Source organism: Brevundimonas sp. UBA5866, assembly GCF_002432125.1.
GTDB lineage: Bacteria > Pseudomonadota > Alphaproteobacteria > Caulobacterales > Caulobacteraceae > Brevundimonas.
On the sequence record NZ_DJFS01000020.1, the window covers coordinates 372 to 13156 of the forward strand.

10 protein-coding genes are annotated in these 12785 nt (G+C 62.8%); 4 read left to right on the top strand and 6 right to left on the bottom strand.

Annotation, left to right across the window (positions count from 1 at the left end; translation table 11 throughout):
* The 4 genes from B3H86_RS01805 to gyrB form a co-directional block, all read left to right on the top strand.
* On the top strand, positions 1-759 hold a 759-nt coding region (locus tag B3H86_RS01805; protein ID WP_292050857.1), incomplete at its 5' end, for a chromosomal replication initiator protein DnaA.
* A 278-nt stretch (positions 760-1037) separates the two neighbouring features.
* A complete protein-coding gene (dnaN, locus tag B3H86_RS01810) occupies positions 1038-2156 on the top strand; it encodes a DNA polymerase III subunit beta (RefSeq protein ID WP_292050858.1) in 1119 nt (372 codons plus the stop codon).
* 167 nt (positions 2157-2323) lie between these two features.
* Positions 2324-3448 carry a DNA replication/repair protein RecF gene (gene recF / locus B3H86_RS01815; protein ID WP_292050859.1) on the top strand — a complete coding sequence of 375 codons (1125 nt, stop codon included), beginning with the start codon at positions 2324-2326 and terminating at the stop codon, positions 3446-3448.
* Between the two features lie 173 nt (positions 3449-3621).
* Positions 3622-6060, top strand: a complete 2439-nt coding sequence (gyrB, locus tag B3H86_RS01820; RefSeq protein WP_292050861.1) for a DNA topoisomerase (ATP-hydrolyzing) subunit B — start codon at positions 3622-3624, stop codon at positions 6058-6060.
* A 146-nt stretch (positions 6061-6206) separates the two neighbouring features.
* Here the strand turns inward: gyrB and B3H86_RS01825 are convergent, their stop codons facing one another.
* From B3H86_RS01825 to B3H86_RS01850, 6 genes are all read right to left on the bottom strand, one after another.
* Positions 6207-7295 (bottom strand): copper resistance protein B, encoded by a 1089-nt coding sequence (locus B3H86_RS01825; RefSeq protein WP_292050862.1) that lies wholly within the window; start codon positions 7293-7295, stop codon positions 6207-6209.
* Entirely contained in the window at positions 7292-9025 is a 1734-nt protein-coding gene (locus B3H86_RS01830) for a copper resistance system multicopper oxidase (RefSeq protein ID WP_292050863.1), read from the bottom strand. The genes B3H86_RS01825 and B3H86_RS01830 overlap by 4 nt, the downstream gene beginning before the upstream one ends.
* A 157-nt stretch (positions 9026-9182) precedes the next feature.
* Entirely contained in the window at positions 9183-9749 is a 567-nt protein-coding gene (locus B3H86_RS01835) for an RNA polymerase sigma factor (protein ID WP_409450240.1), read from the bottom strand.
* A gap of 8 nt (positions 9750-9757) precedes the next feature.
* The gene (locus B3H86_RS01840) at positions 9758-10198 is read right to left on the bottom strand and encodes a Spy/CpxP family protein refolding chaperone (RefSeq protein WP_292050864.1); all 441 of its coding nucleotides are present in this window, start codon (positions 10196-10198) and stop codon (positions 9758-9760) included.
* Positions 10195-10476: a hypothetical protein gene (locus B3H86_RS01845; protein ID WP_292050865.1), complete on the bottom strand. Its 282-nt coding sequence runs from the start codon at positions 10474-10476 to the stop codon at positions 10195-10197. The genes B3H86_RS01840 and B3H86_RS01845 overlap by 4 nt, the downstream gene beginning before the upstream one ends.
* A gap of 160 nt (positions 10477-10636) precedes the next feature.
* The gene (locus tag B3H86_RS01850; protein WP_292050866.1) at positions 10637-12712 is read right to left on the bottom strand and encodes a TonB-dependent siderophore receptor; all 2076 of its coding nucleotides are present in this window, start codon (positions 12710-12712) and stop codon (positions 10637-10639) included.
* Positions 12713-12785 lie beyond the last annotated feature (73 nt).

Genomic DNA, 12785 nt, shown 5'->3' on the forward strand with positions numbered 1-12785 from the left:
AAGGACAGCCTGCGGACCGCCGACATGCTGCTGATCGACGACGTCCAGTTCGTGGGCGGCAAGGCTTCCACCCAGGAAGAACTGCTGAACACCCTGACCTCGCTGATCGAGGACGGCAAACGCATCGTTCTGTCGGCTGACCGCGCGCCGGTGGCCCTGACCGATATCGAACCGCGCCTTCGCAGCCACCTGGCTGCCGGCCTGACCTGCCCGGTCGAAGCCGCTGACCGCACCCTCAAGGTGGCCGTGGCCCAAAGCCGCCTGCGCGCCCTGGCCAAGCTGGGTGTCGTCGCCGGCGAGGCCCGCCCCGAGGTTCTCGAGCATATGGTGGACCGTACGCCGGGCTCCATGCGCGAACTGGAAGGTGCCGTGAACACCCTGGCCGCCGTTGCCGGTGCCCGCCTGTCGACCCTGACCGTCGAAGAAGTCCAGTCCCTGCTGGGCACCTCGATGCGTGGTGGTCCGGAGCGTCGCATCACCGTCGACGAAATCCAGAAGACCGTCGCCGAGCATTTCAACCTGAAACAGGCCGATCTGCTGAGCGAGCGCCGCACCCGTGCCATCGCCCGCCCGCGCCAGATCGCCATGTATCTGTGCAAGCAGCACACGACCCGTTCCTATCCGGACATCGGCCGTCGCTTCGGTGGCCGTGACCACACCACCGTCCTGCACGGTGTCCGCAAGATCGAGGAAATGCTGTCGCAGGACGAACAGATCGCCCGCGACGTCGAGGCCCTGACGCGCAAACTGCGCGGATAGAAGTGTAATGCCGCGCAAACTGCGCGGATAAAACGAAGAATGTCGCGCAAACTGCGCGGCTAAGCTTCATCCCGCACTGAAAACTGGCCGCGCTTCCCCCGGAGCGCGGCCTTTTTCATAGCCCCCATAAGGTGCTCTGTGGATTTTCCGCTTCGATTTGGGGGGAAGCACCGCGTTAGAGCCCCTCAGGCGTTGCGGCTGACGCGCAATCCGCTAGTGTCGTCGTCCATATATTTCGATCGGGGGCGTCAATCCCGATCGCGACCGGGCGAGACCACATGCAGCTGACTATCGAACGTTCCGCGCTTCTCCGGGCTCTGGGCCACGTCCAGAGCGTAGTTGAGCGCCGCAACACCATTCCGATCCTGTCGAACGTGCTGCTGACGGCGGGCCGTGACCGGCTGTCGTTCGCGGCGACCGACCTCGACATGGAAATGGTCGATGAGGCCGAAGCCCAGGTGAATGTCGAGGGCCAGATCACCGCCCCCGCCCACACCCTGTACGAAATCGTCCGCAAACTGCCCGATGGCGCCGAGGTCAGCCTGACCTATTCGGGCGACGATCCCCGTCTGGTCGTCTCGGCGGGACGTTCCAAATTCAATCTGCCGGTTCTTCCGGCGGGTGACTTCCCCGTCATGTCGAACGAGGCCTCGGGCGCGCGCTATACGCTGCCCAAGGAAGATCTGGCCCGCCTGATCGACAAGACCCGTTTTGCCGTCTCGACCGAAGAGACGCGCTACTATCTGAACGGCCTGTACCTGCACACCGTCGCGGACGGCGGCATTCCGCTGCTGCGCGCCGTGGCGACCGACGGTCACCGTCTGGCCCTGGCCGAAACCCCGGCTCCGGAAGGCGCTGCGGGCGGTCCGGGCGTCATCGTCCCGCGCAAGACCGTGGATCAGGTCCGTCGTCTGCTGGATGACGGTGCCGGTCCGGTCGAGGTTCAGGTCTCGGCCCAGAAGATCCGTTTCGAGTTCGGCGAAGCCAGCCTGACCTCCAAGGTCATCGACGGCGCCTTCCCCGACTATATGCGCGTCATTCCCAAGGGGAACGACAAGACTGCCGACATCGACAACAGCCTGTTCGCCAAGGCCGTTGACCGTGTGGCCACCATCTCGGCTGAAAAGAGCCGCTCGGTGAAGCTGGCCTTCGACAATGACCGCGTAAAACTGACCGTCCGCAACATGGAAGCAGGGCAAGCCGAGGAAGAGGTCGAAATCGGCTATTCGGACGAGCCGTTCGAAATCGGCTTCAACGCCCGCTACCTGCTGGACGTCGCCGGCCAGATCACCGGCGAGATCGCCAGCTTCAAATTCGCCGACGCCGCCAGCCCCACGCTGGTGCTCGATCCGGCGGATGTCGGCGTGCAGTACGTGCTGATGCCGCTGCGCGTCTAAGCATCCCCGATGCGAAATCAGGCCCGCCTCTGTCATGGAGGCGGGCTTTTTCGTGCGCCTCCCGCGGGATGGCCGGCAAGCCCCCAAGGTCTCTGGTGAGGGACCGAGAGCATGGGCTATAGACGGTTAGACTTCCTGCGGTCCGCCGCCTTTCACTGCCCGAACGTTTGATCACTTCCCTCGCCATCACGGATTTCCGTTCCTACAGCGCGGCGCGTCTGGATCTGTCCGGCGGGCCTGTGGTGCTGTACGGGCCGAACGGTTCGGGCAAGACCAATCTGCTTGAGGCCATCAGCCTGCTGACCCCCGGCAAGGGGTTGCGCGGGGCCACGGCGGCGGAGATGGGACGCCGCGAGCCGGGCGAGGCTATGGGCCGACCGTGGGGTATTTCCACGACGCTGGATACCCCTGACGGAGAGGTCAGGATCGGCACGGGCGTTCAGACAATGGGGCCGTCCGCCCGCCGCATCGTGCGCATCGACGCAGAGACGGCGGCACCGGGTCGGATGCTGGAGCATTTGCGCCCTGTCTGGGCCACGCCCGAACAGGACCGCCTGTTCTCGGACGCCCGCGCAGACCGCCTCAAATTCTTCGACCGTCTGGTCTTTGCCGCCAATCCCGACCACGCCGCCGCCATCTCCAACTATGAGAAGGCGCTTCGCGAGCGTATCCGCCTTCTCTCGAATGAAGACATGCGGCCCGATCCCCGGTGGCTGGATGCTTTGGCGGCCCGCCTGTCCGAGGCGGGAGCGCGGGCTGCCGTCAACCGTGTGGCCGCGTTGAAAGCCCTTCAGGACGGCATCGATGCCCGCGCCGACCGCCCCTTCCCCCTCGCCGACCTTGGCCTTGAAGGTCCCGCCGAACAGATGGCCAAGGACGGTGCGGACGAAAACGATATCCTTTCCATGCTGGGCGAAGGCTTTGCCCGCGCCCGCGCCCGTGACGGGGCGGCGGGCCGCAGCCTGTTCGGCCCGCACCGCACGGACCTGACCGCCATCCACCGCGAAAAGAACCGCCCCGCCGCCGAAGGCTCATCGGGCGAGCAGAAGGCGCTGGTACTGAACCTGATCCTCGCCCAGACGGCGCGCCTGTCCGAGGGCACGGCCAGACCTGTCCTTCTGCTGGACGAAGCCCCGGCCCATCTGGACGAGGGGCGCCGTGCCGCCCTGTTCGACGAGATAGAGGCACTGGGTCTCCAGGCCTTTATGACAGGCACAGAACGCCCTCTTTTCGAAGCTCTTGAAGGGCGCGCCCAGTTCGTCTCTGTGGGACCGGACGGCCTGCGGTCATAAGTCCGCACAGGCATGAGGGTTTTCACATGCTTAAAGCCGTCAAAAGCTGGCTTTTTGCCTCAAAATTCCTATATGTTGGAGGACTTCGGAGCGTGCTGAATTGCACCTTCGAAATGGCGACCCAACCGCCGCCACTTCCCTGTCCGACCCACGGACTTTGAGCCGACGTTTTCATGACCGAACAGACTGCTCCCGCGCCAGAGTACGGCGCCGATTCCATCAAGGTTCTCAAAGGCCTGGATGCCGTGCGCAAGCGCCCCGGCATGTACATCGGTGACACGGATGACGGTTCGGGCCTGCACCACATGGTGTACGAGGTGGTGGACAACGCCATCGACGAGGCCCTTGCCGGCCACGCCGATCTGGTGACCGTCACCCTCAATGCCGACGGATCGTGCACCGTGACCGACAACGGCCGCGGCATTCCGGTGGGCATCCACGAGGAAGAGGGCGTTTCGGCCGCAGAGGTCATCATGACCCAGCTTCACGCGGGCGGTAAGTTCGACCAGAACTCGTACAAGGTTTCGGGCGGTCTGCACGGCGTGGGCGTCTCGGTCGTGAACGCCCTGTCGGACTATCTGGAACTGGTCATCTATCGCGACGGCAAGAAGCACCACATGCGCTTCGAGCGCGGTGACACCGTCAAATCCCTGGAAGTGGTCGGCGATGCGCCGGTTCGCACCGAGGGCCCCAAGGCGGGTCAGCTGCTGACGGGCACCGAGGTCACCTTCTTCCCGTCGATCAGCACCTTCCGCTTCATCGAATTCGATTTCAAAACGCTGGAACACCGCCTGCGCGAGCTGGCCTTCCTGAACTCCGGCGTTCTGATCAAACTGCGCGACAACCGTCCGGCAGAGCCGATCGAGAGCATCCTGCACTATGAGGGCGGTGTCGAAGCCTTCGTGCGCCACCTCGACAAGTCCAAGAACCCGATCCTCAAGGACGTCATCACCATTCAAGGTGTGAAGGACGGCATCGAGATCGACTGCGCCCTGTGGTGGAACGACAGCTATCACGAGACGATGCTGTGCTTCACCAACAACATCCCGCAGCGTGACGGCGGTACCCACCTGTCGGCCTTCCGCGCGTCCCTGACCCGCGTGATGTCCAGCTACATCGACCAAGCCGGCGCGGCGAAGAAGGAAAAGGTCTCCGTCTCGGGCGAAGACTCCCGCGAGGGCCTGACCTGCGTCCTGTCGGTCAAGGTTCCCGATCCGAAGTTCAGCTCGCAGACCAAGGACAAGCTTGTCTCGTCCGAAGTGCGCCCCGCCGTGGAAGCGCTCTGCTCGGAAGGCCTTTCGACCTGGTTCGAGGAACATCCGGCCGAAGCCAAGATGATCGTCTCCAAGATCGTCGAGGCCGCCGCCGCCCGCGAGGCCGCCCGCAAGGCCCGCGAACTGACCCGCCGCAAGTCGGCGCTGGAAATCAGCTCGCTTCCGGGCAAGCTGGCCGACTGTCAGGAACGCGATCCGGCCAAGTCCGAACTGTTCATCGTGGAGGGTGACTCCGCAGGTGGCTCGGCCAAACAGGCCCGTAACCGCGAAAACCAGGCCGTCCTGCCCCTGCGCGGCAAGATCCTGAACGTGGAACGCGCCCGCTTTGACCGTATGCTGTCGTCCGACACCATCGGCACGCTTATTCTGGCGCTGGGTACCGGCATCGGCCGCGACGACTTCAACGCCGACAAGCTGCGCTACCACAAGATCATTCTCATGGCCGACGCCGACGTCGACGGCGCGCACATCCGTACGCTGCTGTTGACCTTCTTCTATCGCCAGATGCCGGAACTGATCGAGCGCGGCCACGTCTATATTGCCCAGCCGCCGCTCTATAAGGTCTCCAAGGGCAAGCAGCACCGCTATGTGAAAGATCAGGCGGAAATGGACGCCTATCTGATCGAGGAAGGCTGCTCGGACGCCACGCTGGAAACCGGCAATGGTGATGTCCGCGCGGGCCTCGACCTTCAGGAACTGGTCCGCGAGGCCAAGACTTTCAAGGCGGGCGTGGACCGTCTGGCCGCCCGTGCCCCGGCCTTTGCCATCGAACAGGGTGCCCTTGCAGGCCTGTTCGATGAAGCCAATGGCGAGCTGCTGACCCGTGCCGAACAGGCCGCCCTGCGCCTCAACCTCTATAACGAAGAGGGTGACGGTCCGTGGTCCGGCGCACTCGCCGAACAGGGCGGCGTGGCCTTCACCCGCATCCGTCGTGCGGTGGGTGAGACCATCATTCTGGATGAAATCCTTGGCCGCTCGATGGACGCCCGCCGTCTGGGCGAGCGTGCAGCCGCCTTTGACGGCCTGTTCGCCAAACCCGCCATCTTCCGCCGCAAGGACAAGACCGTCACCGTGCGTGGTCCTCTGGACCTGCTGGCTGCGGTTCTGGACGCGGGCAAGAAGGGTCTGGCCATCCAGCGCTATAAGGGTCTGGGCGAGATGAACCCCGAGCAACTGTGGGAGACGACACTGGACGTCAACGCCCGCACCCTGCTGAAGGTCAAGGTCGAGCACGCCGACGAGACGGACGACCTGTTCGCCAAGCTGATGGGTGACGTCGTCGAACCCCGCCGCGAGTTCATCCAGGAAAACGCTCTGGACGCTGCCGTCGACGCCTAAGCCTCGAGGCCCCTGTCCGCCAATCCAAAAGAAACTGGCTGCTTCGTTCGGAGCAGCCAGTTTTTTTATTGCCACGGCTTCAGGTCACGAGCGGGCCATGAAGCTCAAGGCGTCGGTCCTACTGCGGGCACCACATGCCCCGATCGTCAAAACCAGGCCTTGAGGCCCACCACGATGGCGGTGCTATCGGCATCCTGCCCTTGGGCTGTGGCGTAGTCGGCAGTGCCGCCCAGCGCGCGTGTCCATTTTACGCCCAAATAGGGAGCCAGTTCTTTGCGGATTTCGTAGCGTAGACTGAGACCGGCACTGACCGAGGTCACACCCGATCCCAGCGACAACTCGGGGATATTGCTGGCCGACAGGGCCGCCTCAACGGCGGGCTGCAAAATCCATTTTTGGGTGATGCGCTGGTCGTATTCGGCCTCGACACGGGCGGTCAGATTTCCCTCGGTCGAGAGATAGGCAAACGCACCGACCTCGAACCAGTAAGGGGCCAGCCCTTCCACACCCACGGTCGCGTGTGTCGTATCCTCACCCTCACGCCTGAAATCCTGACGCACACCGGCCTGAAGATTCCAGAACGGGGAGACGGCACGACTGTAAAGCGCCTGGATTTCGCCCTCCCTCGGTGCGCCGCCGAACTCACCCTCGCCTTCGGTTTTCCACCAGAAGCGGTTGATATCGCCGCCGGTCCAACCTTGGGCCTTCCAGCCATAGGATTCCACACCGTCACCAAAGCGGGCCTCAAGTCCGTCGATAAAGACCCCGGTCACGCGCATGCCCCCATTCTCCAGAAGCAGTTGCTTGCGCGACGCGGCCATGACGGCGGGATCGAATATCAGATCCGCTGCATGCGCCGGTTGCGCAAAGGCACCCGCAGGCGGCGGGGTTTCAGCCATGCGGCCACCTACAGCATCGGAACCGGTCGGAATGTCTGCGCCACCGCGCATGGCCCCCATGTGATGGCCCGCATGCGGGTCGGCTGAAGCCGTGGACACAGGGGGCATACCGTGACCCGCGTGTGGATCTTCCCCGGGTTTGCTGTGCGGAGTGGATCCGCCCATGTCGTGGCCCGCGTGTGGATCCTCTTTGGCTTCCGAGGCCGGTTTTTGTGACTGCGCGACAGGCGGTGTTGCGCGCGCATGGCCCTCATGCCCCGCATGGTTCTGGGCCAGCGCCGGCGCACCAGCCAGCATCAAGGGCGGCAGCACAAGATAGATGGACCAGGATTTCACGACGCACCTCCGGCCAACGGACGAACGGTGACGACGTTGAACATGCCCGCGTGCATGTGCATCAGAAGGTGACAGTGGAAAGCCCAGTCTCCGGGCGCATCGGCGGTCAGGTCAAAAGTGACCTTGCCCCCGGGCGCCACATTGACGGTGTGTTTCAACGGCTGGTGGCCGTCATGGCCGTTGACCAGTTCGAAGAAGTGGCCGTGCAGATGGATCGGGTGGGCCATCATGGTGTTGTTGACCAACGTCACCCGCACGCGCTCGTTCAGCTCGAAACGGATAGGCTCGACCAGCTCCGAAAACCGGCGACCGTCAAAGCCCCACATGAACCGCTCCATATTGCCGGTCAGGTGGATCTCCATTGTACGTGAAGGCGGACGGCGGTCCTTGTTCGGCGTCAGCGAGCGCAGATCGGCATAGACCAGTACCCTGTGATCGACATCCTCCAGACCTTGGGGTCTGTCGGCCAGCCGGTTTGAAGGCGACTGCGCAATGGCATCCACCCCGACACCGACGTCCATGTCTGCCGGTGCATTGGCCGGATCGCGCATGCTGTGTTTCATGCTGCCGTGATCCATACCGCCACTGCCGTGGGCGCTGTGATCCATACCGCCCATACCCATGTCCTTCATGGTCAGGTTCGGCACTTTCCTCAGAGGCGGAACTTCCGCCGCCATTCCCATGCGCGGGGCAAGCGTGGCGCGGCCCATTCCCGAGCGGTCGATGGCCTCCGACACAATCGTATAGGCACGGTCCTCTGTGGGGCGGACAATGACATCATAGGTTTCGGCGACCGAGATCTGGAATTCATCCACCTCTACCGGGCTCAGGTTCTCGCCATCGGCCTGCACCACGGTCATAGCCAGACCCGGTATGCGGACATTGAAGATGGACATGGCCGAGGCATTGATGATGCGCAGGCGCACCCGCTCGCCCGGCCTGAACAATCCGGTCCAATTCTCCTGCGGCCCGTAGCCGTTGATCAGATAGGTGTAGGTGGCGCCGCTGACGTCCAGAATGTCGCGCGGGTCCATGCGCATCCTGGCCCACATCCGGCGCTCGGCCGCACTCATACCGTCCGAACCGTCCAGAAGACCCGACAGGGTGGTCTTCTGCCGGTTGAAATAGCCGGGGCTCTTCTTCAGCTTGGCGAGGATTTCGTGCGGATGCATGAAGCTCCAGTCCGACAGGACCAGAACGTGCTCGCGATCATAGGCAACCGGATCGGCCCCCGCGGGATCGATAACGATCGGGCCATAGTGACCGATCGCCTCCTGAAGCCCCGAATGGCTATGATACCAGTAGGTACCCGACTGGATCAGCGGGAACTCGTACACGAATGTCTCGCGGGGTCTGATCCCCGGAAAGCTGATACCCGGCACCCCATCCATCTGGAACGGCAGCAAAAGACCGTGCCAGTGGATCGAGGTATCCTCATCCAGTGTATTGGTTACGGACAGACGCACATTCTGCCCTTCGCGCATCCTGAGCAGAGGCGCGGGCAGCAGTCCGTTCACCGTCACGGCATGGCCCGTACGACCACCGACTGTGAACTCTGAATGGCCAACAGTCAGATTGATGTTCGGGCCATCCAATCCCGGCAGGTCAGCACGCAGGCCCGCCGATCCGGTTTGTGCCCACGCGGGCAACAGACCCTGCAGACCCAGAATACCGCCGCCCATTGCGGCACCCCGCAGCAGGGACCGACGGTCCAGTGTTGTTGTCGCCATTCCGTTTTGGATCTCGAACACGCCATGAGGCCGCAGCCGTCCGGCAGGATAACTATATTCGAGATACGCAAGGGACGCGGATGCCCCTCATGCCGTTTTGCGAAAGGGTGAGCCGACTGTGGCAGAGACACCTGCCGCGCCGTTTCCAGCCTGTAGATCAGACGTTCAAGGCCAGGCTCAACTTGTGGCGCGCGCGCGCGATGCGCGTCTCGACCGCCTTGGTGGTGACACCCAGGATCCCGGCAATCTCGGCATGGGATCGCCCCTCGATCGCGGCCAGCAGCAGCGGCTCCTTCAGGGTAGCGGGCAGATCGGCCAAGGCACGGTCCAGTTCGATAAGCCGACGCCGGTCATCCAATCGATCCTCGGCACCGGCAGTATCCTCGCCCACAGCCAGGGCTTCGGGCGCATCCAGCCCCATGACACCGCGCACGATACGGCGCACGATACGGCGCACCGTACGCTTTCGGCCCCAGTCCCTGCATTTGTTGACCGCGATGGATCGCAGCCAGATTTCGAATGGACGCTGAGGGTCATAGCGTCGGATCGCCAGCCAAGCCGAAGCATAGGTTTCCTGCAGCAGGTCGTGGGCTTCGTGCGCATCCCCGACATAGCGACGAATGAAGCGGTACAGATCGCTGCTGGTCGCTGCCATCAAGGCCGAAAAGGCACGACGGTCGCCCTGCGCAGCCTTCCATCGGTCGTTGTCATGGCGGTGGATCACTTCGGGCCTTATTGACGCTCTTGCGTCAGGGCACCGGCGATTTCCCTATCGAAAATACGCGCCTGCTCGTCGGTCAGCACGGACCGCATTTCGAAAACATGGGCAATGGTCGCCTTTTGCAGCCCGCCCATAGCGTCGTGGAAATGGTCAACCGCAGCGTAGACCTCGGGTGTATCGCCCTTGCTGGCCGAAATGGCAGCCGCCAGTTCGCGGTTGGCTTGGCGGACTTGGGCCTCAAGCGCCTGTCTGCGGACAGAAAAGCGCGCCTCGATGTCGTCCAGGCGGGCGTTCTGTTCGGCACTGAGGTTGAGTTTTTGATGCACGATATCGTGCACGCCCAGCGGTTGATCCCGCTTCATCATCCATGAGGCACCCAGCCAGGCACCGCCACCGCTGGCCACAGCAGCCAGTACGACCGTCAGCAGGATCGATTTCCAGCCTGATGTCATCCACCGGCCTCCAGTCTTGCCATCGGCATCAACCCCGCCGAAACGCTGAACACCTGAATGTCGGAGGGGCGCGGCTTGAAGACCTGCCACAACCCGCCGCCATTGGTCACACCGATCAACAGGGACACCGCCACCACGGCGAACCGCAGCCGGTGGGTGTGCCTGCGTGCTCTCAGCTCTTGGATGCGGTCCCAGACCCGATCCTCGAGGCCAGACAACCGCGCGACTTCCCCTTCGGGAAGAGGCACCGCCAGCATACGCTCAATGTTGTCCGTCATAGCGAACCCTTCATGTACCCGCCCTATGGATACGCGGGCGGTCGCTTCCTCCCTTGGAATATACGACATCTCGATTGGCAAGGAGGGACCCGACCACATCCTGCGGCGCTGGGGTGTGACACGCAATCCTGGTGAAGCCGCCGGGTCCCTGGATGCGCTGTCAGTAGCGGTAATCGAGTGTGAACATCACGCTGCGGGGCGGTGCGTAGAAGGCCTGATCCCATTGCAGGCTGCTCAGATAGCTTTCGTCAAACAGGTTCCGGGCGTTCAGCGAGGCGCGGATCCTGTCGGTCAGATCGATGCTGGCCACCGCATCGACAACGGCATAGGCCTTTTGTTCGAAATCGGTGCCTAAAGGCCTGTTGCGCCCAGCGCTTTGCCAGCGCACAGCCCCGCCCAGCGTCAGATTGTGCCACTGTGGCCAGGTATAGCTGGTGTTCAGCTTCAGGGATTTGCGCGGCACATAAAGCCGGGTGTCCTGCCCCTTCTCGTTCTCGATATCGAGACGGGTAAAGCCTGCAGCGACATTCCATTGTGGGGTCGGGCGTCCGGACAGCTCGAACTCATAGCCCTTGGCGGTCGTATCGACACCGCGATAGTAGCTGTCGATGGAGTCGGGGAAACGGCCCACGAACTCGGCCAGCCCCTTCTGCTTGGACTGGAAGACGGCGGCGGTCGCGTACAGACGGCGGTTGAGCCATTCCGACTTGATACCGGCTTCGATACTGGTGCCCTCCACAGGGTCCAGCTGGCGACGATTGATGTCGCCTTCGGACTGGGGCGAGAACAGGTCCGAATAGCTGGCGTAAAGGGCGATGTTGTCGTTCAGGTCCCAGACAAGGCCAAGATACGGGTTTACAGTGCTGGCCTTGGCATCCTGTGGTGTGCCGTAGGATGAGCCGCGTCTTTTCACCTCGACCGCGTTCAGCCCGACGACCGCCTTCAACGCGTCTGTCAGATTCAAGTGCAGGGTGGCAAAGGCACGGGCCTGTTTATTGACCACGGCTTCCCTCAGCACCAACGGATTGTAGGTCGGCTCGGCAGGCGGGATAATGCGGCCGTTGACCAGCGGCGGGTAGGCCGAAGACGCAGACGAGGCCTCGTGTTTGCGGGCATCATTGCGCGAGGCGTTCATACCCAGCGCCAACTGGTGTGTGCGCCCGAACAGACTGAACTCGCCATTGGCAATGACATCGAACATGTCCTGCGTCAGGTCGGAGGGATAGATGCCGCTGGTGGCGAACAATCCCTCCCCCGTCACACGGTCGGGCGCACCCGATGCATAGAGAAGTTTTGCCAGTTCATCGGACTGACGATGGGTGTAGATCGCCTTGACTGTCCATCCATTGTCAAAGCCATACGACAACTCGCCAAAGGCGATGTCATGGCGCGTATCCCAGAACGTCCAGGGGGCTGCCGTCGTGGCCGATCGCTTGTGCGTAACGGGGGTTTTATCACCGTACAGCAGGGGCAGAGCGCCCCAGTTCACGCCATCGGCCAGATTGTCCTGACGCGAGAAACCCGCCGTGGCGTTGAGCTTGGGCGTGATGTCCCAGCTACCGATGGCGTAATAGACGTTGCGGTTCACATTGTAATAGTCGAGGTGCGAGCCGCCGTCGGTGTTGGCATAGACCAACCGCCCGCGCACGGTGCCGCTGTCGTTCACTGCGCCCGACACATCGGCTGTCAGACGTCGGGTGTCCCATGTGCCATAGCCCGCCGAAAGATTGGCCATGAATTCCTGCGTCGGACGCTTGCGGATATAGTTGATCGTTGCCGAGGGGTTGCCCACTGCGGTGAGCAAACCGTTGGCTCCGCGCACGGCCTCGATACGGTCATAGATGGCCACATCCAGCGCCCCCGCCTGCATGCCCCAGTCCAAGGGCTGTCCTATGCCGTCGATCTGGAAGTTGACGATGTCGAAGCCGCGCGAGTTGTAATAGGTGCGGTCGGTTTCCACCGACTCCACATTGATGCCCGGCAAGGTCGTCAGCAGTTGGTTGGCATCGGTGATGTTGAACTTCCGCATCTCCTCGGCGGTCACCACCGTGACCGATTGGGGCGTTTCACGCAGTGACAAATCCAGCCCGGTCGCCCCCGCCGTTTTACGGATGACGCGCTTTCCCATGACCACAACCTCACCCACCTGGGTGGCCTGGTCTTCAGCCATTACCGCGCCGGGCAGGGCCCCCAGCATCGCCATTGAAGCAGTCGACAGAAGGAAGGGACGTAGCATCGCAGGAGGTCTTTCGATGGAGGAGTAAGTTAATGATACTCAGTTGCATATTAGAGGTTGAATCCTTCCGGCT